This is a genomic window from Ornithinimicrobium flavum, assembly GCF_004526345.1.
In the GTDB taxonomy this organism is placed as follows: domain Bacteria; phylum Actinomycetota; class Actinomycetes; order Actinomycetales; family Dermatophilaceae; genus Ornithinicoccus; species Ornithinicoccus flavus.
This window is the reverse complement of sequence record NZ_CP038213.1, coordinates 900376-924570: the sequence shown is the minus strand read 5'-3', so window position 1 is coordinate 924570 and position 24195 is coordinate 900376. Positions and strand designations below refer to the sequence as shown.

Below are 24195 nucleotides of genomic sequence, written 5' to 3'. Positions count from 1 at the left end.
ATGCGCAGGGGCCTGACACCGACGGTCATCGTGGCCGCGCTCACGGCGGTCGTCGGTCTGGCCCTGCTCGTCTGGGGGGCGAGCAACGGCTCGCCGCTGGTGGCCCCGCCGAGCAGCACCTGGGACAGCCCGGCGATCACGCTGCCCCAGGGCGAGCAGGTCGACGCCGCCCTCGAGACGGGCGCCGATGACGACGCCAGCCCGCCGGAGGAGGCCTCCGACCTCAGCCAGCGGCTGGTCGACCTGGTCCAGCTCGGCATCATCCTCGCCGTGCTCTACGGCATGCTCGTGCTGCTGCGCAACCTGCTGGACAACCGGGGGGACCGGCGGACCGACCTCCCCTCCCCCCACGAGGACGAGCTGGTGGCGCTCCTGGAGGCCAGCAGCGACGAGGTCCGCTACCGCGCGCTGACCGAGGGTGACCCGCGCAACGCCGTCGTCGCGTGCTGGGTGGCGCTGGAGGAGGCCGCCCACCGCTCGGGGCTGCGGGAGGACCGCTCCCGCACGGCCGCCGAGCTGACCACCAGCGTACTCTCCCGCTGGCAGGTCGACCCGCAGGCGATCACGACCCTGTCCGAGGCCTACCGCGAGGCCCGCTTCTCCCGGCACGAGGTCACCGAGGCCCAGCGGGCCGCCGCCGTCGACGCGCTGGAGACCATCCACGGGGACCTGCTCCGGCGGCTGAGGGTCGAGCAGGGGATCGACGCACCCACGCCCTCCCCCGGCCCGGAGCGGTCGTGACTCCCTCGTCGCGCCGCCGGTGGCAGGACGCCTGGGGCAACCTGGCGCCCGCCCTGATCCTCGTCCCCGCCGCCGGCGGCCTGCTCTGGTACGTCGGGTCGCTGCCCCACTCGCTGCCGGAGACGGTGCTGGTCATCCTGCTGGGCGGGGCCGCGGTCACCCTCACCCTCACCTCGGTCGCCCGCATCGGCGAGGGGGTCGAGCGGGCCCACTGGCTGTCCACCCCCCGCACGGACGCGGTGCCGCCCGCCGCGCTCGACTACCGCCTGCTGCGGCTGCGCCGGGACCTGCGGGACGCCGTCGAGCGGGACGACCGGCGCGACGACGTCCACGCCGTCGTCCGCGAGCTCGCCGCCGAGCGGCTGCGGGCCCGGCACGACGTCGACCTGGACACCCAGCCCGAGCGGGCCGAGCAGCTGGTCGGGCCGGCGCTCTGGCACTACCTGACCCATCCACCGACCGACACCCGCCGCCGCAGCCGCAGCGCGCTGGAGAACGCCATCGACAGGATCGAGAAGCTGTGACGACGCCGACCACCCCCGAGCCTGCCGGCGGGACGCCATACCCCCCATCCTCCGGCGAGAGCCTGTCCGCCGCGGAGGTCTGCGCCCTGGCCGGTGAGGTGCTCGACCGGGTGGAGCAGGCGGTCGTCGGCAAGCGGGAGGCGCTGACGCTGGTGCTCACCGCCGTGCTCGCGCGGGGCCACGTCCTGCTCGAGGACTTTCCCGGCCTGGGCAAGACCCTGGCCGCACGCTCCTTCGCCCAGACCCTCGGCCTGGACTTCACCCGAGCCCAGTTCACCCCCGACCTGCTGCCGTCGGACCTCACCGGGTCCTTCGTCTTCGACCAGCGCAGCAGCGAGTTCGCCTTCCGCCCGGGGCCGCTGTTCACCGGGCTGCTGCTCGCGGACGAGATCAACCGCACCCCGCCCAAGACGCAGTCCGCGCTGCTGGAGGCGATGCAGGAGCACCAGGTCACCGTCGAGGGTCAGACCTTCGCGCTGCCCCAGCCCTTCCACGTGCTGGCGACCGCCAACCCGGTGGAGTACGAAGGCACCTACCCGCTCCCCGAGGCGCAGCTCGACCGGTTCCTCGTGCGGGTCTCCTTCGGCTACCCGAGCCCGGAGGAGGAGTGGGACGTGCTGCGCCGCCGGATCGGCCGCCGGCAGGAGGACCAGCGGCTGGAGGCCGTCACCGACGCCGCCGGGCTCACGGCGATGCAGGAGGCCATCGAGCGGCTGCCCGTCGAGGACGACATCAGCCGCTACTGCGTCGAGCTGGCCTCCGCCACGCGCCGCCACCAGGCGGTGCTCGTCGGCTCCTCCCCCCGCGGCTCGCTCGCGCTCATGCTGACGAGCCGGGCGTATGCCGTGGTGCAGGGGCGTGACTACGTCACCCCCGAGGACGTCAAGGCCGTCGCGCACGCCGTGCTCGACCACCGCATCTCGATCAAGCCCGAGCTGTGGATGTCGGCCACCGGCGGGCACGCCGTCGTCACCGCGGCCCTGGGCCAGGTGCCGGTCCCCGGCTCGCGCACGGGCGCCGCCACGGTCCTCGGGTGAGCCGTCCCCGCGAGAGCGTCCTGACCCGGCGGGAGCGCTGGGCACCGACCCACGCGCTGCTGCGCTGCGTGGCGGTCGTGCTGCTCACCGCACCGATCGCGCTGCTGTGGCGCCGGCCCGACCTGCTGGTGCTGGCCGCTCCCTTCGCCGTCGTCCTCGCCTGGAGCCTGGTCACCCGGCCCCGGCGCGTGCCCGAGCACCGGTTCGCCCTGTCGCACAGCCTGATCCGGGAGGGGCAGCAGGTGGTGGCGGTCGGGCAGGTGGAGCCCGTGGAAGGGGCCGAGATCATCGCGGCGGCGGTCTCGCCCGCACCCTTCGTCGAGGGGATCGTCCAGGAGAGGACGACCGGGGTGCGCGACGCCGACACGCTGCCCGTCGCCCGCGGCTGCGCGGTCGTCGACGCCCAGGGGCCCACCGTCGACGGCCGGCGCCGCGTGCTGGTCGGGCTGCGCGTCACCCGGTGGGGCGTGCGGCGGATCGGCCCGATGCAGGTCGCGGCGGCCAGCTCCTGGGGCTCGTTCCGGTGGGGCCCGGTCCCGCAGGAGGCGCTGGGCCTGCGGGTGCTGCCGCAGCCCGCCGCCTTCGACAGCACCGCGCCGGCCCCGCACCCCCGCGGCCTCGTGGGTGCGCACCGGTCGTCAAGGCCCGGGGAGGGTGCGGAGTTCGCGACGCTGCGTCCCTTCCAGCTCGGCGACCGCCTCCGGCGCATCCACTGGCCCCGGTCCTCCCGCACCGGCGAGCTCTTCGTCACCTCCAGCTACGCCGACCAGGACACCCACGTCGCCGTGCTCGTGGACGCCCACTACGACCTGGGGGTCTCCGGCGGCGTCGACGGTGCGCCCAGCTCCCTGGACCGGTCCGTGCGGGCCGCCGCCGCCGTGGCCGAGCACTTCCTCCAGCAGGGCGACCGGGTCAGCCTGCGGGTCCTGTCCGCCCGCACGCCCCTGACCGTGCCGACCGGCACCGGGAAGCGCCACGGTGTTCGCGTGCTCGACACCCTGTGCCGGATCGTGCCCGCCGTCGACGAGCAGACCGACCCGCGCCGGGTGCACCTGGGCATGCAGGACGGCACCCTCGTCGTCATGATCTCGGCGCTGGTCTCCCCCGACGCGCTCACGCAGGCGGCGACGCTCGCCGCCCGGGGCCTGTCGGTGGTGGTGGTCGACGCGCTGGTGGACCCCGAGCAGGGTGACGTGCTGCCCTCGACCGACCGCGACCCCCTGGCCCGCACCGCCTGGCGCATCCGCATGCTCGAACGTGACCGGGAGATCCGGGCCATCCGGGCCCAGGGCATCCCGGTCGTGCCGTGGCTCGGCCCCGGCAGCCTGGACGTCGTGCTGCGCGAGCTGGCCCGGCGCGGTCGCCGGGTGGGGGTCTGATGCGCGAGCTCGTGGACTACTGGGTCGACCTGCGCTCGGCCAGCCGCAGCCACCTGCGGGTCCGGCTCGTCGCGCTCCTCGGCGCCGCCCTCTTCATGGTGTCGATGGCAGCCGCCGGGGGCGGTGGGCCGGTGGCGTGGGCGGGGCTGGTGGTCATGGGAGCCCTCGTGGTCTACCAGCCGACGACCCTCATGCCCACCGTCTTCGCGCTCTTCGCCGTCGCGTCCTGGTGGGCCGGGGTGGAGGGTCCTTGGCACTGGGCGCTGCTGCCGGCCGCGCTGGGCCTGCTGCTCGTGCACGCCAGCGCCTCGCTGGCCTCCGCCCTGCCGCCGCAGGCCAGCGTGCCGACGTCCGTGGTGAGACTGTGGGCCCTGCGGACGCTGCTCGTGGGGGTGATGACGGCCGTGGTGTGGCTGCTGGCCGCCCTGCTCGTCGGCGTCGCCACCCCCCGGGGCGGGGCCCTGCCGGGCATCGTGGGCCTGACGGTCGTGACCGGTGCGCTGGCCTACCTGGCCAGGGTGCGGGCCCGCACGAGCTAGGCGCTCTCCTTGCGCTGGGTGCGCTTGCGCGTCACGCCCCGGCGCACGATGGTCGGGTTGACGTTCTCGAGCACCACCTCGCGGGTGATGACGACCTTGGCGATCTCGTCGTCGCTGGGGACGTCGAACATCACCGGGAGCAGGACCTCCTCCAGGATGGCCCGCAGGCCGCGGGCACCGGTGCCCCGCAGCAGCGCCTGGTCGGCGATCGCGCCCAGCGCCCCCTCGTCGAACTCCAGCTCCACGCCGTCGATCTCGAACATCCGCTGGTACTGCTTGATGAGCGCGTTGCGCGGCTCGGTGAGGATGTTGACCAGGGCGTCCCGGTCCAGCGGGGCGACGGTGGTGATGACGGGCAGCCGGCCGATGAACTCGGGGATGAGGCCGAACTTCATGAGGTCCTCGGGCAGCACCTCAGCGAAGTGCTCGCCGGCGTCCTTCGCGGACTTCAGCTCGGCGCCGAAGCCCAGCCCCTGCTTGCCGGTGCGGGACTCGATGATCTTCTCCATACCGGCGAAGGCGCCGCCCACGATGAAGAGCACGTTGCCGGTGTCGATCTGGATGAACTCCTGGTGCGGGTGCTTGCGGCCCCCCTGCGGCGGCACCGAGGCGACCGTCCCCTCGAGGATCTTCAGCAGCGCCTGCTGCACGCCCTCGCCGGAGACGTCACGGGTGATCGACGGGTTCTCGCTCTTGCGGGCGATCTTGTCGATCTCGTCGATGTAGATGATGCCGGTCTCGGCCTTCTTGACGTCGAAGTCGGCGGCTGGATCAGCTTGAGCAGGATGTTCTCGACGTCCTCACCGACGTAGCCGGCCTCGGTGAGCGCGGTCGCGTCGGCGATGGCGAAGGGCACGTTGAGCATCTTGGCCAGGGTCTGGGCCAGGTAGGTCTTGCCGCACCCCGTGGGACCGACGAGCAGGATGTTGGACTTGGCCAGCTCCACGGCGTCCTCGCCCCGGGCCCCCTCGCCCGCCTGGATGCGCTTGTAGTGGTTGTAGACCGCCACGGCGAGCGCGCGCTTGGCCGGGTCCTGGCCCACGACGTACTGCTCGAGGAAGGAGAAGATCTCCCGCGGCTTGGGCAGCTGGCCCAGCCCCAGGTCGCTGGACTCGGCCAGCTCCTCCTCGATGATCTCGTTGCACAGGTCGATGCACTCGTCGCAGATGTACACGCCAGGGCCCGCGATCAGCTTCTTGACCTGCTTCTGGCTCTTCCCGCAGAAGGAGCACTTCAGCAGCTCACTGCTCTCACCCATCCGTGCCATGGGTGAGACGCTACCTTGCCGGGCCCCCGGCCGACAGGCTATTGCGCTCACGGCATAGGTGTGTTGGGCGCTGTCCGCTCTCGGCGTACGCGCCGGGACAGCACGCGCCCGGCCGCCCGAGGGGCGACCGGGCGCGTGCGCACCGTGGAGGGACCTCAGTCGTCGAGCGTGCCCTTGCGCGAGGCGAGCACCTCGTCGATGAGGCCGTAGTCCTTGGCCTCGGCGGCGGTGAGGATCTTGTCGCGCTCGATGTCCTTGCGGACCTGCTCGACGTCGCGACCGGAGTGCTTGGCCCAGGTCTCCTCGAGCCAGGTGCGCATGCGGAGCACCTCGTTGGCCTGGATCTCGATGTCGGACGCCTGGCCGTACTCGCCACCCATCAGGGCGGGCTGGTGGATGAGCACGCGGGCGTTGGGCAGCGCGAACCGCTTGCCCTTGGCGCCGGCGGCCAGCAGCACCGCGGCGGCCGAGGCGGCCTGGCCGATGACGAAGGTCTGCACGTCCGGCTTGATGTACTGCATCGTGTCGTAGATGGCGGTGAGCGCCGTGAACGAGCCGCCGGGGCTGTTGATGTACATGAGGATGTCGCGGTCCGGGTCCTGGCTCTCCAGCACGATCAGCTGGGCGATGACGTCGTCGGCGGACGCGTCGTCGACCTGGACGCCGAGGAAGATGATCCGGTCCTCGAAGAGCTTGGTGTAGGGGTCCTGGCGCTTGGTGCCGTAGGAGGTGCGCTCCTCGAACTGCGGGAGGATGTAGCGGTTGGAGGGGGCGAGGGGGGCGCGGCCGCCGGGCTGGCCCGCGGCCGTCCACGCGCCACCGGCATACGGGTGTGGGTCATGTCAGCTCGTCTCTCGTGTCGTGCAGGTATGCCGTCAGGACTGCTCGCCGGGAGCGTCCGCGGAGGTCTCGTAGACGTGGTCGACGAAGCCGTACTCCTTGGCCTCGGCGGCGGTGAACCAGCGGTCGCGGTCGGAGTCGGCCTCGATCTGCTCCACGCTCTGCCCGGTGTGCTCGGCGATGAGCTCGGCCATCTGCTTCTTGATGTGCAGCATCTGCTCGGCCTGGATCTTGATGTCGGACGCGGTGCCGCCGATGCCGCCGGAGGGCTGGTGCATCATGACCCGGGCGTGCGGGGTGGCGTAGCGCTTGCCCTTGGTGCCGGCCGAGAGCAGGAACTCCCCATCGAGGCGGCCAGGCCCATGGCGACGGTGGCGACGTCGTTGGGGATCCACTTCATGGTGTCGAAGATCGCCATGCCCGCGGTGACCGAGCCGCCGGGGCTGTTGATGTAGAGCCAGATGTCCTTGTCGGGGTCCTCGGCCGACAGGAGCAGCAGCTGGGCGCAGATGGCGTTGGCGTTGTCGTCGCGCACGTCCGAGCCCAGGAAGATGATGCGCTCTTGAGCAGACGGTTGTAGATCTGGTCGTCCAGGCCACCCATCGGGCGCTCAGCCATCCGGGCGGGGGTGCTGGCGGTGCGGTGATCGGTCATGCTGCCTCTTCTCGTCTCGTGCGAGCCTGCGGTGCTCGTGCCGCCGCGGCGGTCCACGGCACCTCTCGTTGACCCTAACGCCCGCCTCCCGCCCCCTACTCCCCGAGTCCGCGGATGTTCGCCCTGAGCGCACATCGTCGGAGCGTCTGGCATGCTACGGCGCGTGACAGGGACGGCATACGGGCGGACCGGACGTGGTTGGTGGCGGTCGCGGCTCCCTGTGGGGTCTGTCGGCGCTGTTGGCGCGGACCGCTCGCCCGCGAGCTGCCGGCGCTGGCCATCGTCTTCTGGGAGCACGCCCTCCTCTGCCTGGTGCTCCTGCCCGGCTGCCCCCGGCGCTGCGCCGGCTGAGGGGCGCGACCCGTAGGACCCAGGTCTCCGTCCTGGTCATCGGCGCGGGCAGCTCGGCGCTGGCGACGGTGCTCTTCACGGCCGCCTTCGCCGTGGGCGATCCCATCACCCGCAGGTGCTGCAGAAACTGCAGCCGCTCATCGCGCTGGCCCTGGCCGCGCTCCTCTGGGGGAGCGGCTGCGGCCCACCTACCTGCTCTTCTGCGTCCCGGCGCTCGTCGGCGGGTGGCTGATGACCTTCGCGGACCCGCTGCAGGTCGGCATCGCCTCGGCGCAGGCGGCGCTGCTGGCGGTCGGCGCGGCCACGCTCTGGGCCGCCGGGACGGTCCTGGGTCGGGCGGCGAGCAGCGAGCTGCGGTTCGTCGACCTCACGGCCCTGCGCTTCGCCGTCGGGCTGGCGACGCTCGGGGCGCTCGCGGCCGGCACCTCGACCCCGCTGGCCGTGCCGTGGTCTGCCGCCCCTCGATCCTGGCCCTGGCCGCGCTGCCCGGGCTGACCGCGATGGTCCTCTACTACCTGGCGCTGGGCCGCACGCCCGCCTCCCGCGCCACCCTGGCCGAGCTGGCCTTCCCCCGTGACCGCCGCGCTGGTCGGGGTCCTCGCCTTCTCCGCGCGCCCGGACCGAGCCAGTGGCTCGGATCGCCGTCGTGCTCGGCAGCGTGGTCGCCCTGGCGCTGCACGAGCAGCGGGCCTCCCGTCCGGCCGTGCGCGCCGGGCTCGTGGCCCAGGCGGCCCGAGCCGCCGTTGAGCACGCGGGACACCACCGGTGAACGCGCGACCGCCCGCCCGCGCACCAGGCGCGGACGGGCGTCGCGAGCGGGTCAGGCCTTCTCGGCGGTCTCCGCGGCGTCCTGCGGCTCGACCTCGGCGTCCACGGGGGCCTCGACCTCCGCCGGTGCCTCCACGTCGTCGCTGGTCTCTCGAGCAGCTCCTCGTCGCCCCGTCCTCGTCGTCGTCGTCACCCGGCTCGATCTCGTCCAGGTCGACCACGTTGCCCTCGGTGTCGACGACCTTCGCGGCCTCGAGCACGGAGGCCAGGGCCTTGCGGCGGACCCACCTCGGAACCATCGCCGGCACCTGCTGCTGCTGGTCGATCTGCTGGGCGAACTCCTGGGGGTTCATGCCGTACTGCTGGGCGGTCATCATGATGTACTCGATGAGCTCGCCCTGGTCGACGCCCACCTCGTCACGCTCGACGAGCGCGTCGAGCAGGAACTGCGTCTGCATCGCCTTGGTGGTCGACTCGGTGACCTCAGCGCGGTGCTCGTCGTCCTCGAGACGACCCTCACCCTCCAGGTGGCGGTGCACCTCCTGCTCCACCAGGTTGGCGGGCACGGGGATCTCGACCATGGCGAGCATGGCCTCGAGCACCTTGTCGCGGGCGGCGACGCCCTGCTCGAACCTCGCACCCTGCTCGGCCTGCTTGCGCAGGTCGGCCTCGAGCTCGGCCATGGTGTCGAAGGGGCTGGCCAGCTGGGCGAACTCGTCGTCGAGCTCGGGCAGCTCGCGCGCCTTGACGGCCTGCACGACGACGGTGACGTCGGCCTGCTCACCCTTGCGGTCGCCCCCGGCCAGGGGGCTGGTGAACTCGACGGTCTCACCGGTCTTGGTGCCGCGCAGCGCCTTGTCCAGGCCCTCGAGCATGGTGCCCGAGCCGATCTCGTAGGAGACGCCGGTGACGGAGTCGATCTCCTCCTCGCCGATCCGCGCCGACAGGTCGATCGTCGTGTGGTCGCCGGTCTTGGCCTTGCGCTTGACGCTCTTGAGCGTGCCGAAGCGCTCGCGGAGCGCGTTGATCCGGGTCTGCACGTCCTCCTCGGACAGCTCGACCGGGTCCACCGTCACCTCGATGCCGGAGAAGTCGGGCAGCTCGAAGCTGGGGACCACGTCGACCTCGGCCTCGAAGACGAAGTCCTGGTCGTCGGTCATCGGCAGCGAGGTCAGGTTGACCTCGGGCTGACCCAGCGGGCGCAGGTCGTGCTCCTGCATGGCCTCGGTGTAGTACTCCGGCAGGGCCTCGTTCACGGCCTCCTGCACGACGGCGCCGCGACCGAAGCGCTGGTCGATGATCCTGGCCGGCACCTTGCCCTTGCGGAAGCCCGGGATCTGGACGTTGGCGCCGATGCTCTTGTAGGCGGCGTCCAGGCGGGGCTTGAGGTCGGCGGCGGGGACCTCGACGGTCAGCTTGACCCGCGTCGGGGTCAGGTTCTCGACAGCGCTCTTCACTGCGGGGGCTCCATGCTGTTCGGGGGTATGTCGTGCACCAGGGCACGCGGAAACGGTCACCACATGCTAGGTGGTCGGGGTAGCCGGATTCGAACCGGCGGCCTTCCGCTCCCAAAGCGGACGCGCTACCAAGCTGCGCCATACCCCGTCCGGTCCCGCTGCACGGGCGGGCGGGACCAGAGGGTTAGACTATCGGCTCGATCGTCCGGGACCACCATCCTGGACGTGGCGTGCGGGTGTAGCTCAATGGTAGAGCCCCAGTCTTCCAAACTGGCTACGCGGGTTCGATTCCCGTCACCCGCTCCAACCTGCGCTCCCCCGCCCTACGATCGGGGGATGGACCCTCGTGACACCGTCGTCGTCACCGGCACGGGCCGGGTGGCGGCCGCCCCCGACACCCTCGTCGTCGACCTGCAGCTGGAGGGGCACGCCCCCACCGTCGGCGGGGCGCTGGAGGCTCTCACCACCGCCGTCCGCGCCTGCCAGGACGCGCTGCCCGAGCAGCAGCTGCGCACGCAGGGCCTCGGTCTGCACCCGCGCCACGACGCGCGCGGCCAGCAGGTGGGGCACACCGCCCACCAGTCGGTGCAGGTGCGCACCGCGGACCCGACGCAGGTGGGTGAGCTCGTGGCGCGCGTCGCCGGGGCCGTGGGGTCCGGGCTCGGCGTGAACGGGCTGCGCCCCGAGCTGTCGGACCCGAGCGAGCAGGCCTGGCGGGCGCGGGAGGCAGCCGTCGACGACGCGCGGACGCGGGCCGAACACTACGCCCAGCTGACCGGCCGCTCCCTCGGTCCGGTGCTCTGGATCCGGGAGGGCGGCGAGGGCGGCCCCCCGCTGCCGGTCCGCGAGGCCCGCATGATGGCCTCCGGTCCGGCCGTCGACCCGGCCGACCAGGAGGTCGTCGCGGTCGTGCAGATGGGCTGGGCGCTCCTCGACTGAGCGGGCCGCGAGGCACAGTGGGGCGTCGCTTCGAGTCGACACCTCCCCACCTGTGTGCTGGCATGGTCGGGCACGGGGGCCGTCCGGCCCCGCACCGACGCAAGGAGGACCGCCCATGGGATTTATGGACAAGGCCAAGGACGCGATGGGGCAGCACCAGGACGCGATCGACAAGGCCGTCGACCAGCACGGCGACGGCGTCGTGGAGCGAGCCGGTGACATGATCGACGAGCGCACCGGCGACAAGTACGCCGATCACGTCGACAAGGGGCAGGACATGGCCCGTGAGCGTCTCGGGACCGACGGCACTCCCACCGAGGGTGAGCCGCGCGGCTGATCCCTCACCACGCGCCAGGGGCGCCCCACCGCATCCGGTGGGGCGCCCCTCGTCATCTGGGCGGAGCTGGGCTCAGGGCAGGGGCGGAAGGGTCCCGTCCTGCTCGTAGGCGGTCATCATGTCGATGCGGCGCTGGTGCCGCTCCTCCCCCGAAAAGGGGGTGTCCAGGAAGGCCTGGGCGATGGCCCGGCCCTCCTCCAGGCTGCAGAAGCGGGCGCCGATCGAGAGCACGAGCGCGTCGTTGTGCTCCCGGGTGAGGCGCGCGAGCTCGGGGCTCCAGGCGAGGCCGGCGCGGATGCCCGGCACCTTGTTGGCCGCCATCTGCTCACCGTTGCCGGAGCCGCCCAGGACGATCCCGAGGGAGCCGGGGTCGGCCGCCACCGCCGCCGCCGCCCGCAGGACGTGGACCGGGTAGTCGTCCGTGGCGTCATACGCCTCCGGGCCGTGGTCGACGACCTCGTGTCCCTGCTCTGCGAGCCACGACACCAGGTCCCGCTGCAGCTCGTAAGCGGCGTGGTCGCCGCCGATGTGCACCCGCATCAGCTGAAGTCCGGCCCGGCGGTGCGGCTGCGCTTGAGCTCGTAGAAGCCCGGGGTGCCGGCGACCAGGAGGCACCCGTCCCACAGCCGGCCCGCCGCCTCGCCCTTGGGCGCCGGGGTCACGACCGGGCCGAAGAAGGCCACGCCCTCGACCGAGACCACCGGGGTGCCCACCTCGTCCCCGACGAGGTCGATGGCCCGCTGGTGGGAGGCCCGCAGCGCCTCGTCGTGCGCGTCGGAGGAGCCCGCGTCGTTCAGCGCCGGGTCCAGACCCAGCTCGGCGACGACCTCGGCGGTGATGCCGGGCAGGTCGTCCGCGCCCCGGCCCTCCAGGTGGATCCGCCGGCCGTAGGCGTCGTACATCTTCTTGCGCAGTACGTTGGCCTCGTCCTCGCCCAGACCCTGGGTGGCGGCGATGATCGTCCGCACCGGCACCCATCCCTTGGCCAGGAACGCCTTGTAGTCCTCGGGGAGCTCGTCCCGGCCCTCGTTGAGGACCGACAGGCTCATCACCGACCAGGTGATCTCCAGGTCGCGGACCTCCGCGACCTCCATCAGCCAGCGGGAGGTCATCCAGGCCCAGGGGCAGGCGGGGTCGAAGAACATCTCGGCGCGGTTCGTCATACCCGGCATGGTCGCACCCCGAGGCGGGGTGGGAGAAAACGGGAGGGGCCGCATACGCTGGAGCGCGTTTGCACGGACGAGACGGAGGCACCATGCCCGGCACCAACCTGACCCGCGACGAGGCGGCGCGACGCAGCGCCCTGCTCGACACCAGCGCCTACGCGGTCGAGCTCGACCTGACCTGCGGGCCGGAGACGTTCGCCACGACGAGCAACGTGCACTTCTCCTGCACCACCCCGGGCGAGAGCACCTGGATCGACTTCGTCGGCCCGTCCGTCGAGCAGGTCGTCCTCAACGGCACCGAGCTCGACCCGGCCGAGGTCGTCGCGGACGGCCGGATCTCGCTGCCCGACCTGGCGGCCGAGAACGAGCTGGTCGTCCGGGCCACCGGGGCGTACATGAACACCGGCGAGGGCCTGCACCGCTTCGTGGACCCGGCGGACGGCGAGGTCTACCTCTACACCCAGTTCGAGGTGCCGGACAGCCGGCGCGTCTTCGCCGTCTTCGAGCAGCCCGACCTCAAGGCGGCCTTCACGTTCACGGTGACCGCCCCCGCCCACTGGCAGGTGATCTCCAACGAGCCCACCCCGGAGCCGGCGGCCGCCGACGGCGCGCGCAACGCCGACGGGGTGCCCGCCGACCAGATCGCGCGGTGGGAGTTCGCCCCCACGCCGCGGATCTCCTCCTACATCACCGCGCTCGTCGCCGGGCCGTACGACGTCGTGCGGGACAGCGTGAGCACGCGGGCCGGCGAGATCCCGCTGGGGGTCTTCTGCCGGCGCAGCATGCGCCAGCACCTGGACGCTGAGAACATCCTGGACGTCACCAAGCGGGGCTTCGCGTTCTTCGAGGAGGAGTTCGACCAGCCCTACCCGTTCACCAAGTACGACCAGATCTTCACACCGGAGTACAACATGGGCGCGATGGAGAACGCCGGGTGCGTCACCATCGTCGAGAGCTACGTCTTCCGGTCCAAGGTGACCGAGGCGATCGTGGAGCGGCGGGCGCTGACGATCCTGCACGAGCTGGCCCACATGTGGTTCGGCAACCTCGTGACCATGCGCTGGTGGGACGACCTGTGGCTCAACGAGTCGTTCGCCGAGTGGAGCTCCACCGCGTGCCAGGCCGAGGCCACGCGGTGGACCGACGCGTGGACCACCTTCGGGACGGCCGAGAAGGCGTGGGCCTACAAGCAGGACCAGCTCTCCTCCACGCACCCGGTCGCCGCGGACATGGTCGACCTGGCCGCGGTCGAGGTCAACTTCGACGGCATCACCTACGCCAAGGGCGCCTCGGTGCTCAAGCAGCTGGTCGCGTATGTCGGCCGCGAGCCGTTCCGGGACGGGCTGCGGGCGTACTTCGCCCGGCACGCGTGGGGCAACACAACCCTCGACGACCTGCTCGTGGAGCTCGAGGCCACGAGCGGCCGGGACCTGCGCACCTGGTCGAAGGTGTGGCTGGAGACCGCCGGGGTCAACACGCTGACCCCGGAGCTGTCGGTCACCCAGGACGGTGTCCTGGAGTCCCTGGAGATCGTGCAGACGACCCCGGCGGAGCACCCGACCCAGCGGCCGCACCGCCTGGCGGTGGGGGCCTACACCCTGCAGGACGGCGTGCTCCGGCGCACGGCGCGCGTCGAGCTGGACGTCGCCGGGGAGCGCACCCGGGTGGAGGAGCTGGCCGGCACCCCCGTGCCCGACCTGCTGCTGGTCAACGACGACGACCTGGCCTACGCCAAGATCCGCCTGGACGAGCGGTCGCTGGCCACCGCGCTCCAGCACGTCCGCGCCTTCGAGGACTCGCTGCCGCGGGCGCTCGTGCTGGGTGCGGCGTGGGACATGACCCGGGACGGCGAGATGCCGGCGACCGACTACGTGCGGCTCGTGCTGGGCGCGCTGCCCGGCGAGCAGGACTCGACCCTGCTGCGGGTGCTCATCCAGCAGGTCAGCGCCGCGGCCCTGACCTACACCGCCCCGGCCCACCGGGAGGCGGTGGTCGCCGAGCTCACCGCCGGCCTGCGATCGGCCACGGAGGCCGCCGCGCCGGGCTCGGACGCCCAGCTGCAGCTGGTGACGGCGTGGTCCTCCTTCGCGCAGACGCAGGACGACCTCGGGCTCGTGAGCGACCTGCTCTCCGGCGAGCGCACCCTGCCGGGGCTCGAGGTCGACCAGGACATGCGGTGGACGCTGCTGACGGCCCTGACCACCGCCGGCGTCGCCGGTGAGGACGAGATCGCGGCCGAGCGGCAGCGGGACAACACCGCGACCGGCAATGAGAAGGCCGCGCGGGCCCGGGCCTCGCTGCCCACGCCGGAGGCCAAGGAGGCCGCGTGGGTGGCCGCCGTCGAGAGCGACGCCCTGTCCAACTCGGTCCTCGCCTCGACAGCCCTGGGCTGGGGCCGGGTGCACGACGTCGCGCTCCTGGAGCCCTACGTCGAGCGCTACCACGAGGTCGTCGGCACGGTGTGGGAGCAGCGGACCCACCACATCGCCGAGTCGCTCGCGGTGGGCTTCTACCCCTTCGCCGTCGCCACCCCGGCCCTGCTCGACGCGACCCAGACCTGGCTCGACGAGCACCCGGAGGCCTCGAGCTCGTTGCGCCGCACCATGTCCGAGAACCGTGACTCGGTCGCCCGCGCCCTCCGGGCCCAGGCCGCCGACGCCACCGCCCCCTGACGACCGGACGCGCGTTCCTGCCACACCGGACGCGCGTCCCTGCCACACCGGACGCGCGTCCCTGCCACACCGGACGTGGGTTCCAGACACACCGGACGCGGGTTCCGGACACACCGGACGCGGGTTCCTGACGGTTATCCACAGGTCGGGACCGACCGGTGCGCCGACCCCATCCTCGGGGCCAGCATCGCGGTATGTCGCTGCCCGACCTTCCCCATCCCTTCAGCCGCGCCGAGGCCGAGTCGGCCGGGCTGGGACGCCGAGCCCTGGACGAGGCGCTCCGGCTCGGCCGGGTGCGCCGCCTCCGGCAGGGGTGGTATGCCGTGGCACGGGCCGAGCCCGCCGTCCCCGGCGACCCGAGGTGGCAGCGGGTCGTGCAGGAGCACCTCGACAGAGTCCGCCAGCACCTGCGCCGCCTGCCCGGCCACGCGGCGAGCCACACCAGCGCCGCCCTGGTCCACGGGTTCGCCGTCCTGGTCTCGCCCGACTCCCCCGTCGAGCTGACCGCCGTGGAGCGCGTGCCCCGGTCCCGGCGTGAGAAGGGGCTGGTCGTCCACCACTGCGACTCCACGGACACCCCGGTCGAGGTGGTGGACGGGCTCCGGGTGACCACGGCGCCGCGCACGGTCGCGGACACGGCGCGCAGCCGCACCCTCCCCCACGGCACCGCGCTCGTCGACGACGTCCTGCGCACAGGCCGGGTGACCGAGCGGCAGCTGCTCGACATACTCGGTCTGCAGAAACGGTGGGTCGGGCGCCCGCGCGCCCTCGTGGCCGTGGCGCTGAGCGACGTGCGGCGCGAGTCGTGGCTAGAGTCGTTCTCGGACGTGCGGCTGCACGAGCTGGGTGTGCCGCTGCCCCTGCCGCAGGCGACGATCTACGACGACCGGATGCGGCCGGTCGCCCGGGTCGACGGCCTTGACCCCGAGCACGGCATCGTCCGTGAGGCCGACGGTCTCGGGAAGTACTTCCTGGACGTCGGCGTCTCCGTCACCCCGGAGCAGTCGGCGCTGGGTCGCCTCGGCGCCGAGGCGGTGCGCGGGGAGGGGCTGACCTCGCTGGGCCTGCGGCTCCTGCGGTGGACCTCGGACCAGATCCGCCTCGACCCCGAGCGGGTGGCCTCCCGGTGGAAGTCGCTGCGGCAGGAGCCGGTCCCCCCGATCACCGCGTATGCCGAGTGGGAGGGCGAGCTGCGCCGGCTCCCCTTCGCGGTGGACCGGCCGCACGTCGATCTCGCACGGGCCCGGACCCACCCGTCGACGGGTCGCGGGCGCCGAACCCCTGTGGACCGTCACGCCGTGGACAGTGTCAGGAACGCGCGTCGGTGGCGAGGCGGGGCCGAACCCCTGTGGACTGTCAGGAACTGTCAGGGAAACGCGCGTCCGGAGTGTCAGGAACGCGCGTCCGGTGCTCAGGGGGTGCGGGTGACGGTGCGGGCGAGGCGGCGCGCGGAGCGCCAGGTGAAGAGCTCCTCGAGCAGGACGGGGTAACCGTCGGGGCCGGCGAGGGGGACGCGCCAGTTCGGGTACTCCTCGTCGGTGCCGGGCTGGTTGATGACCCGTGTGTCGCCGCGAGGTCGCTGACCGACACCCCGACGAGCTTCGCGGGGGGCGTGTCGCGACACACCGACGAGCTTCGCGGGGGCTCCACCTGCTGGGGGACCGAGGCCCCCGGGCGCAGCAGGCCCCGTCGCTGCAGGTCGGTGAGCACCTCGTCGCGCGAGCGGCTCTCCTGCTCCATCTCCTCCTCCAGCGACCGCTCGAGCAGGCCCAGGCGGGAACGGAGCTCGACGTGGACGCCCTGGAGGTAGCCGGCCGTGGGGGGCAGGTCGTGCGTGGTCACGGTCGCCAGGCACAGCTCGCGGTAGGACTCCGGCGGCAGGAGTGCGCCCCCGCCGTCCCAGTCGCGCTCGAACCACAGGATGGAGGTGCCCATGACCCCGCGCTCGCGCAGGTAGTCCCGCACCCACGGCTCGACCGTGCCGAGGTCCTCCCCGACGACGACCGCCCCGGCGCGGTGGGCCTCGAGCAGGAGGATCCCGACCATCGCGTCGTGGTCGTAGCGCACGTAGGTCCCCCGGAACGGCTCGGACCCCTGCGGGATCCACCACAGCCGGAAGAGCCCGATGACGTGGTCGACGCGCAGGCCACCGCTGTCGCGCAGCGCGGCCCGCACCATGTCGCGGTAGGGGCCGTAGCCCAGCTCGGCCAGCTTGTCCGGCCGCCACGGCGGCTGGGACCAGTCCTGACCCATCTGGTTGTACTGGTCGGCGGGCGCGCCGACGGTCACCCCACGGGCCAGGGCGTCCCCCAGGCTCCAGGCGTCCGCCCCGTCCGGGTGCACCCCGACCGCGAGGTCGGAGATGACGCCGAGCGCCATACCGGTGTCGACGAGGTCACGCTGCACGGTCGCGAGCTGGTCGTCCAGCACCCACTGCAGCCAGCAGTGGAACTCGACCTCCTCGGTGTGACGGTCGCGGTAGGCCTCCACCGCGGGCGAGCGGGGGTCCTGCAGCTCCTGCGGCCAGTTGCGCCACCAGGTGCCGTGCTCCTGGGCCAGGGCGCACCACGTCGCGTAGTCGACCAGGCCCTGCCCCTCGCGCTCCACGTAGGCGTGGAACGCGCGGCTGCGGCGCAGCGAGCGACGCTGGCGGAAGACCAGCCGCAGCGCCGCCTCCTTGGCGTCCCAGACGGCGTCCCGCTCCAGGGTGTCCAGCTCCAGGTAGCGCCTGGCGTCGTCGGAGTGCCACTCGACGAGCTGGCGCTCGGCGGCGGACAGGTAGGCCACCTCCGGGACGTCCTCGACCCGGATGTAGATCGGGTTGACGAAGCGCCGGCTGGTGGGCAGGTAGGGCGAGGGCTCCATCGGCGCCACGGGCTCGGCCGCGTGCAGGGGGTTGACCAGCACGAAGTCGGCACCCAGCCCGGCGGCCCAGGCTCCCGCGTCGCCGAGGTCGGCCAGGTCGCCGATGCCCCACGACTCCGAGGAGCGCATGGCGTAGAGCTGGGTCATCAGCCCCCAGCTCTGGGCCCCCTCGGCCTGCAGCGCCTCCGGCAGCTCGATGGCCGCCGGGGTGATGACCAGCGGCATCCTGCGCACGTCCTCGCCGGAGCGGACCTCCACCCGGTGCCACCCGAGCGGCAGGTCGTCGGGGAGGTCCAGGTCGACCCGGACCACCGTGACCTCGCCGAGCCGTCGGGTGGGCCGCTCGTCCGAGGCCGCACCCAGCTCGCGCCGCTCGCCGTCCTCGAGCACCAGGGCGGCGTCGAAGGCGACGCCCTCGGGCACGTGCACCGGCACCTCGACCTCCTGGCCCTGCGCTCGCACGAGGACCGGAGGCAGCACCCGGGTCCAGGGACGATCCTGCACCTCCTGCAGCGCGCGCTCGACGTCCTGGTCGTCCGCGACGACGACGCCGAGGGCGCCCAGGACGGCGACGACGGACTCGACGGGCACCTCGGTGTGGCGGCCCTGCCAGTCCCAGAACTCGGTGGCGACGCCGTAGGCGGCGGCCAGCTCGGCCAGACGGGGGGTCAGCTCGGTCACGGGTTGACCAACCTCTCAGCGGGACTCGGTGCGGACGACGCGACCCAGTCTCTCAGGCTTTCGGGGCTGCTCCGGCAGGGCGCGCGGTCGGGGACACCCCGCCCCCGCCACAATGGCCGTCATGCACTCCGCGTCGCTCAACTGGCCCTTCGGCACCTGGGACAGCACCCGTGACTGGCTGCTGGGCGCCCCGGTGCGCATCGTGCTGGTGCTGCTCGGCGCCCTGGTCCTGCGCTGGGCGGTCCACCGCGCCATCCGGGGCGTGGTCGACGCCGCCGTCAGCCGGGCCGACGAGCACGAGCGCACCAGCGTCGACCGGCTGCTGCACACCGGGACCGGGGTCGCCGACGAGCGACGGCGGCAGCGGGCGCTCACGATGGGCTCGCTGCTGCGCAGCGTCGCGACCTTCGTCATCGTCGCCGTCACCGTCCTGACGGTGCTCGCCGAGCTCGGTATGCCGCTCGCGCCGCTGCTCACCTCGGCCGGCATCGGCGGGCTGGCGCTGGGCTTCGGCGCCCAGTCGCTGGTCAAGGACTTCCTGTCCGGGGTCTTCATGATCATCGAGGACCAGTATGGCGTCGGTGACGTCGTCGACACCGGTGAGGCCACCGGCACCGTCGAGGAGGTCACGCTACGCATCACCCGGCTCCGGGACGCCAACGGCGTGGTCTGGTTCATCCGCAACGGCGAGATCATCCGCATCGGCAACAAGAGCCAGGGCTGGGCCCTGGCCACCATCGACATCCCGGTGGCCTACGACGAGTCGCCGGAGCGGGTGATCGGGATCCTGGAGCAGGTGGTGACCGAGGTCCACGAGGAGCAGCAATATGCCGAGAAGCTGCTCGAGCGCCCGACCGTGGCGGGCGTGGAGTCGGTCACCGGGGGGACCATGACCGTGCGGATCTTCGCCAGGTGCCGACCCGGTGAGCAGTTCGGCATACCCCGGACCATCCGGGAGCGCGCGAAGGACGCCTTCGACGCGGCCGGGGTGCGGGGCCCGGCCCCTGCCCCCTTCCAGGGGCCGCAGATCTGAGCCCTCCGCCAGGGACGCCCTCGCCCCGGTGACAACCCTTTCCCACGGACAGGTCGTCTGACCGGGTGAAGGAGGTCCGAGGATGACAGCAGACGGACGGATGCCGTTCAGCGAGTTCGTGCTCGCCCGCGGCGACCGGCTCTACGGCACCGCGGTGCTCCTGTGCCGCGACCCGCACCTCGCGCACGACCTGGTGCAGGACGCGCTGCTCAAGGCGTGGGACCGCTGGGGACGCATCACCGAGGAGCCGGAGGGCTACGTCCGCACCATCCTGCTGCGGGAGTTCCTCACCGGGCGGCGGCGGCGCTGGCACGGGGAGCACCCGACCGAGCACCTGCCCGAGCAGCACGGCACGACCGGCACGACCGGGCCGGCCGGTCCGACGGCCCCGGGGAGCCCGGACGTCGAGACCCGGCTGACGCTGGCCGACGCCGTCCGGGCGCTCCCGCCCCGGCAGCGGGCCGTCGTCGTCCTCCGCTACTTCCACGACCTCACCGAGGCCGACACGGCCCGCACCCTGGGCCTCTCGGTCGGGACGGTCAAGTCGCACCACTCGCGCGCCCTGGCGGCGCTGCGGGTCAGTGAGCACCTGGTCGACGACGACGTCGCGGCCACCGAGAGGAGGGCACGCTGATGGCACCCACGATCCAGGACCTGAGGGCCACCTTGCGGGAGATGGCCGACGAGCACCCCGCCCCCGCGCCCGCCGACCTGCTCACCGACCTGCGGGCCGCGCGCTCGGCCCGACGGACCCGCCGCTTCTGGGGGTACGGCGTGGGCGTGGCCGCTGCGGCCGCCGCGGCGGTGGTGCTGACGCAGGGTCTGGGCGACGGCCCCGACGCGAGCCTCCCTGCCGGCGACCCGGGCGACCCGGTCTCGCACGGCTGGGTGCTGACGGACGGTGAGCCGCCGGAGGTCGCCGACGGTCTTCGGCTGCTCGAGGCCGAGGAGCTGAGCATGGAGGAGAGCGCGCAGGTGCCCGCCCCGGATCCCTCGACGCCCGGCGGCCAGCGGTATGCCGTGCTGTGGTGCGACGCCGGTCCTGCGCCCGACGACCCGGCCATCCAGCGGCCGGCCCTCGTGCTGGACGCCGACCCGGTCTCCTCCCTGTCCCCCGTGACGATCCCGTGCGCACCTCGCGACGGTGGCGCCGTGGTGACGCCGGTGCCGCTGCCGCCGCCGGACGGCGGCGGAGCGTTCTCGGCGACGTGGGAGGGCGACCTCCCGCGAGGAGCCGAGGCGGTCGTGGCCGTCTACGAGGAGTCCTCGCGCAGCGACTACCCCGACCAGCCCGTGCCGGACCCTCCGCTCACCCCGCCGGCGGTGCCGGAGGACAGCGTGGTCGTCGATGCCGGCAGCCCGACGACGACGGTCGACCTCCGAGACGCACCGCAGGGCGGCCCCGGCGCCCTCGGCGGCGTCCACGCGGGCACCGCGACGATCAGCGCCGACAGCACGCTGCAGCTGTGGGCCGGCGGTCCCGGCACCCTGCGGGTGCTCGTCGACGGCGTCCGGGTCACCGACGACGGCGACGGCGAGGGCCCCGCGGGCTGGTTCTCTCAGGACCCGGAGCTGCGGGACGGGGGATGGCAGGTGTTCACCCCCGGTCAGCACCGCACCCTGGAGCTGCCGTCGGAGCTGCTCCCGCCGGTGGGGCAGACCCGGACGGTCACGGTCGCGGTGCAGCCGGTCATGGGGGTCTTCCCGTGGCAGGTCGCCGTCACCGACGTCGCCGAGCCGGCGGCCGCGCTGGCCCCGGTCGCCGACGGGGAGCCCGACGGCGGAGGGGGCCTGCCGCAGTGGTACCTCGGGTTCCGCCACGCGGCCACCTGGGAGCTGCCGGCCGACGGGTCCTGGCAGACCCTCGAGGTCCCGGCGGAGCTGCGGGGTGAGCCCACCGCGTGGGTCGTCACCTGTCCGGGGGGCGACGGCGCTCGCGCCACCGGCGCACCGGTGGCGTCGGTGTCGGTCGACGGTGGGCCGATCGACGACGGCCTCACCTGCGGGGATCCCGACCTGGCGCTGCTCAACCTCGAGATGCAGTCGGTCGTGGGCGTCGAGGCCCTGCGCGAGACCGACGGCGAGGTGCAGGCCAGCCTGCCCCGGACCCGAGCGGGGGACGGCACCGGCAGCGGCACCGGCAGCGGCACGGTGAGCGCCTACATCGTCGTCCCATTCGAGGAGTTCGACCACGCCGCCGCAGCACCGCCGCCGGCTGCGCAGGAGCGGCTGGCCGCCGTCTTCCCCGAGGACATGGTCGCCGAGCGGACGGTCACCCAGGACGACCTGGTGGACGGTCGTGCGACGCTGACGATGGCCCCGGGGGCGCAGGCACTCACCTTCACCACCGAGGGCGTCGGCCGGGTCCGGATCACGATCGAGGGACGGAGCACCCTGATCGACCAGATCTCGCGGGACGGCTGGTGGACGGCCTGGTCCGACGCGCGCACCACGCAGCTGGTGACCGGGAGCCTCGCCCATGCCCTCGAGCCGGGCGACGAAATCGTCCTCGAGGTGGAGGGGTACGACCCCGGCAGCTTCACCGCCGAGCTGCTGGGGGTGGACACGTCCTGAGGCCCTCCGCCCGTGCCGGCAGGCCCCCGCCCCGGACAGCGGCACGCGCCCGACCTGAGAGACTGGACGGGTGAGTGCCCAGCCCGACCCCGGTCCCCCGCCCGCCCCCGGCACGCCCGCCGAGGGCGAGCGCATGGTGCCCCAGCGCACCTTCTACGAGCGCGTCGGCGGCCACGAGACCTTCGTGCAGCTCGTCGCCGAGTTCTACCGCGGCGTGGCCCAGGACCCGCCGCTGCGGGACATGTACCCCGAGGAGGACCTCGGCCCGGCCGAGGTCCGGCTCCGGATGTTCCTCGAGCAGTACTGGGGCGGCCCGACGACCTACTCCGACCAGCGTGGCCACCCGCGCCTGCGGATGCGGCACATGCCGTTCCGGGTGACGCCCACGCAGCGCGACCGCTGGCTGCACCACATGAACACCGCCATCGACACCATCGCCGACCGGCTCGACGCGATGGACGAGCACCAGATGCGCGCCTACATGGCGCACGCCGCGCACGCGATGGTCAACACCTTCGAGGACCCCGAGGCCTGAGTTTCCCTCGGTGCCGGGTGTCCGCATACCCTCGGTCAGCGTGACCATCCACTCCCCCGAGTCCTCCGAGTCCGCCTGGTGGCGGCACGCCGTCATCTACCAGGTGTACCCCCGCAGCTTCGCCGACAGCGACGGCGACGGCGTCGGTGACCTGCCGGGCATCACCTCGCGGCTGCCCTACCTGGCCGGGCTGGGGGTGGACGCCATCTGGATCAGCCCCTTCTACGTCTCCCCCATGGCCGACGCGGGGTATGACGTGGCCGACTACCGCGACGTCGACCCGCTCTTCGGCACCCTCGCCGACGCCGACACCCTGATCGCCCGGGCGCACGAGCTCGGGATCCGGGTCGTCGTGGACCTGGTGCCCAACCACACCAGCGACGAGCACGCCTGGTTCCGGGCCGCCCTCGCGGCCGGCCCCGGCTCCCCCGAGCGGGAGCGCTACCTCTTCCGGGACGGTCGGGGAGAGGGCGGCGCGGAGCCCCCCACCAACTGGCGCTCGGTCTTCGGCGGCAGTGCCTGGACCCGCGTGACCGAGGCCGACGGGGCGCCGGGGCAGTGGTACCTCAACCTCTTCGACTCCAAGCAGCCCGACCTCAACTGGAACCACCCGGAGGTCGTCGAGGAGTTCCTGTCCATCCTCCGCTTCTGGCTGGACCGGGGCGTCGACGGCTTCCGCGTCGACGTGGCCCACGCGCTGGTGAAGGACCCGGCGATGCCGGACTGGGAGGACAGGGCCGTCATGGCCGGCGGCGAGGGCGACGCCGAGCACAACCTGGGGCCGATGTGGGACCAGGACGGCGTCCACGAGATCTACCGCGGCTGGCGCGAGGTCCTGGACTCCTACAACCCCGAGGGTGACCCGCAGCGTGACCGCATCCTCGTGGCCGAGGCGTGGCTGCCGACCCAGCGCCGGACCATGCGCTACGTGCGGCCCGACGAGATGCACCAGGCCTTCAACTTCCACTTCCTCGAGAACCCCTGGACCGCCGAGGACCTGCGCACCGTCATCGACCGCTCCCTGGAGGCGGCGGACGAGGTCGGTGCCCCGACCACCTGGGTGCTGTCCAACCACGACGTCGTGCGCCACGCCTCCCGCCTGGGCCTGGTGCAGGACGGCAAGCGCCCCAACGGCATCGGCCCGGACTCCGTGCAGCCCAACGTCGTCCTGGGCCTGCGCCGGGCCCGCGCCGCGACCGCGCTGATGCTCGGCCTGCCCGGCTCCGCCTACCTCTACAACGGCGAGGAGCTCGGTCTGCCCGAGCACACGGCCCTGCCGGGGCACGTGCGCCAGGACCCCGCCTTCCGCCGGACCCAGGGCGAGGAGGTCGGGCGTGACGGGTGCCGGATCCCCCTGCCCTGGTCCGCCGACGAGCCGGCCTACGGCTTCAGCGGCGGCCTGGAGTCCGAGCCGTGGCTGCCCCAGCCGCTCCTCTACGGCCTGTTTGCCGCGGACCGCCAGCAGGGGGTGCCCGGCTCGACGCTGGAGCTCTACCGCACCCTGCTGCGGCTGCGTCGCGAGCACGACCTGGGGGTCGGTGGCCTGGAGTGGCTCGAGGAGCTGGGCGGTGTCCCCGTCGCCCCGCAGGTGCTGGCCTTCCGCAACGCGCGGCAGGACGGCACCCCCGTGACGGTGGTGACCAACCTGGGGGAGGAGCCGGTCACCCTGCCGGAGGACCTCCGGGTGCTGGTGTGCTCCGGGCAGCTGCACCGGGGCACGATCCACCAGGACACCACCGTCTGGCTGGCCTGAGGGCGGAGACGCCGGCAGGCACGCTCATGCACCGCAGGCACGGTCGACGACCGTGCCTGCGGTGCACGGACGTGCGCCGGGTG

At 73.0% G+C, this 24195-nt stretch carries 18 protein-coding genes, 2 tRNA genes and 2 pseudogenes; 14 read left to right on the top strand and 8 right to left on the bottom strand.

What is annotated here, in order from left to right; genetic code table 11:
- The 5 genes from E3Z34_RS04345 to E3Z34_RS04325 all read left to right on the top strand — a co-directional run bounded on the left by E3Z34_RS04345 (position 1) and on the right by E3Z34_RS04325 (position 4220).
- Entirely contained in the window at positions 1 to 741 is a 741-nt protein-coding gene (locus E3Z34_RS04345) for a DUF4129 domain-containing protein (RefSeq protein ID WP_134772611.1), read from the top strand.
- A complete protein-coding gene (locus E3Z34_RS04340) occupies positions 738 to 1265 on the top strand; it encodes a hypothetical protein (RefSeq protein WP_134772610.1) in 528 nt (175 codons plus the stop codon). The genes E3Z34_RS04345 and E3Z34_RS04340 overlap by 4 nt, the downstream gene beginning before the upstream one ends.
- Positions 1266 to 1327: 62 nt before the next feature.
- Positions 1328 to 2302 carry an AAA family ATPase gene (locus E3Z34_RS04335; RefSeq protein WP_134774737.1) on the top strand — a complete coding sequence of 325 codons (975 nt, stop codon included), beginning with the start codon at positions 1328 to 1330 and terminating at the stop codon, positions 2300 to 2302.
- Complete coding sequence (locus E3Z34_RS04330; RefSeq protein WP_134772609.1) at positions 2299 to 3681, top strand: DUF58 domain-containing protein; 1383 nt, start codon at positions 2299 to 2301, stop codon at positions 3679 to 3681. Before E3Z34_RS04335 ends, E3Z34_RS04330 begins: the two co-directional genes overlap by 4 nt.
- Positions 3681 to 4220, top strand: a complete 540-nt coding sequence (locus tag E3Z34_RS04325; protein WP_134772608.1) for a hypothetical protein — start codon at positions 3681 to 3683, stop codon at positions 4218 to 4220. The genes E3Z34_RS04330 and E3Z34_RS04325 overlap by 1 nt, the downstream gene beginning before the upstream one ends.
- Here E3Z34_RS04325 and clpX read toward each other — a convergent pair.
- From clpX to E3Z34_RS04295, 5 genes and pseudogenes are all read right to left on the bottom strand, one after another.
- A pseudogene (gene clpX, locus E3Z34_RS04320) lies at positions 4217 to 5487 on the bottom strand (ATP-dependent Clp protease ATP-binding subunit ClpX). The gene E3Z34_RS04325 and the pseudogene clpX sit on opposite strands and share 4 nt — an antisense overlap.
- 155 nt (positions 5488 to 5642) lie before the next feature.
- Complete coding sequence (locus tag E3Z34_RS04315; protein ID WP_134772607.1) at positions 5643 to 6242, bottom strand: ATP-dependent Clp protease proteolytic subunit; 600 nt, start codon at positions 6240 to 6242, stop codon at positions 5643 to 5645.
- A gap of 120 nt (positions 6243 to 6362) precedes the next feature.
- Positions 6363 to 6981: pseudogene (locus E3Z34_RS04310) on the bottom strand (ClpP family protease).
- A gap of 539 nt (positions 6982 to 7520) precedes the next feature.
- On the bottom strand, positions 7521 to 9557 hold the full coding sequence (gene tig, locus E3Z34_RS04300; RefSeq protein ID WP_338043779.1) for a trigger factor: 2037 nt from the start codon (positions 9555 to 9557) through the stop codon (positions 7521 to 7523).
- 71 nt (positions 9558 to 9628) lie between these two features.
- Positions 9629 to 9705: transfer RNA gene (locus E3Z34_RS04295), tRNA-Pro, on the bottom strand.
- Positions 9706 to 9789: 84 nt separating this feature from the next.
- Here E3Z34_RS04295 and E3Z34_RS04290 point away from each other — a divergent pair.
- The 3 genes from E3Z34_RS04290 to E3Z34_RS04280 all read left to right on the top strand — a co-directional run bounded on the left by E3Z34_RS04290 (position 9790) and on the right by E3Z34_RS04280 (position 10833).
- A tRNA-Gly gene (locus tag E3Z34_RS04290) sits at positions 9790 to 9863 on the top strand.
- 30 nt (positions 9864 to 9893) lie between these two features.
- The gene (locus tag E3Z34_RS04285; protein ID WP_134772606.1) at positions 9894 to 10496 is read left to right on the top strand and encodes an SIMPL domain-containing protein; all 603 of its coding nucleotides are present in this window, start codon (positions 9894 to 9896) and stop codon (positions 10494 to 10496) included.
- Positions 10497 to 10611: 115 nt separating this feature from the next.
- Positions 10612 to 10833 (top strand): antitoxin, encoded by a 222-nt coding sequence (locus tag E3Z34_RS04280; protein ID WP_134772605.1) that lies wholly within the window; start codon positions 10612 to 10614, stop codon positions 10831 to 10833.
- Between the two features lie 72 nt (positions 10834 to 10905).
- On the opposite strand, the gene E3Z34_RS04275 is transcribed toward E3Z34_RS04280, so the two are convergent.
- Both E3Z34_RS04275 and E3Z34_RS04270 read right to left on the bottom strand, forming a co-directional pair.
- Positions 10906 to 11373: a ribose-5-phosphate isomerase gene (locus tag E3Z34_RS04275; protein WP_134772604.1), complete on the bottom strand. Its 468-nt coding sequence runs from the start codon at positions 11371 to 11373 to the stop codon at positions 10906 to 10908.
- On the bottom strand, positions 11373 to 11996 hold the full coding sequence (locus E3Z34_RS04270) for a mycothiol-dependent nitroreductase Rv2466c family protein (protein WP_134772603.1): 624 nt from the start codon (positions 11994 to 11996) through the stop codon (positions 11373 to 11375). The genes E3Z34_RS04275 and E3Z34_RS04270 overlap by 1 nt, the downstream gene beginning before the upstream one ends.
- A gap of 92 nt (positions 11997 to 12088) precedes the next feature.
- On the opposite strand from E3Z34_RS04270, the gene pepN reads away from it, so the two are divergent.
- Positions 12089 to 14671 (top strand): aminopeptidase N, encoded by a 2583-nt coding sequence (pepN, locus tag E3Z34_RS04265; RefSeq protein WP_134772602.1) that lies wholly within the window; start codon positions 12089 to 12091, stop codon positions 14669 to 14671.
- Positions 14672 to 16027: 1356 nt separating this feature from the next.
- On the opposite strand, the gene malQ is transcribed toward pepN, so the two are convergent.
- Positions 16028 to 18217 (bottom strand): 4-alpha-glucanotransferase, encoded by a 2190-nt coding sequence (gene malQ / locus E3Z34_RS04255; RefSeq protein WP_338043778.1) that lies wholly within the window; start codon positions 18215 to 18217, stop codon positions 16028 to 16030.
- A gap of 121 nt (positions 18218 to 18338) precedes the next feature.
- On the opposite strand from malQ, the gene E3Z34_RS04250 reads away from it, so the two are divergent.
- The 5 genes from E3Z34_RS04250 to E3Z34_RS04230 all read left to right on the top strand — a co-directional run bounded on the left by E3Z34_RS04250 (position 18339) and on the right by E3Z34_RS04230 (position 24112).
- The gene (locus E3Z34_RS04250) at positions 18339 to 19250 is read left to right on the top strand and encodes a mechanosensitive ion channel family protein (protein WP_134772600.1); all 912 of its coding nucleotides are present in this window, start codon (positions 18339 to 18341) and stop codon (positions 19248 to 19250) included.
- 82 nt (positions 19251 to 19332) lie between these two features.
- Positions 19333 to 19884: a SigE family RNA polymerase sigma factor gene (locus E3Z34_RS04245; RefSeq protein ID WP_134772599.1), complete on the top strand. Its 552-nt coding sequence runs from the start codon at positions 19333 to 19335 to the stop codon at positions 19882 to 19884.
- Positions 19884 to 21824 (top strand): hypothetical protein, encoded by a 1941-nt coding sequence (locus E3Z34_RS04240; RefSeq protein WP_134772598.1) that lies wholly within the window; start codon positions 19884 to 19886, stop codon positions 21822 to 21824. The genes E3Z34_RS04245 and E3Z34_RS04240 overlap by 1 nt, the downstream gene beginning before the upstream one ends.
- Before the next feature lie 133 nt (positions 21825 to 21957).
- Positions 21958 to 22359, top strand: a complete 402-nt coding sequence (locus tag E3Z34_RS04235; protein ID WP_158288729.1) for a globin domain-containing protein — start codon at positions 21958 to 21960, stop codon at positions 22357 to 22359.
- A gap of 40 nt (positions 22360 to 22399) precedes the next feature.
- Positions 22400 to 24112, top strand: a complete 1713-nt coding sequence (locus E3Z34_RS04230) for a glycoside hydrolase family 13 protein (protein WP_238695343.1) — start codon at positions 22400 to 22402, stop codon at positions 24110 to 24112.
- The last annotated feature ends 83 nt before the right edge of the window (positions 24113 to 24195 follow it).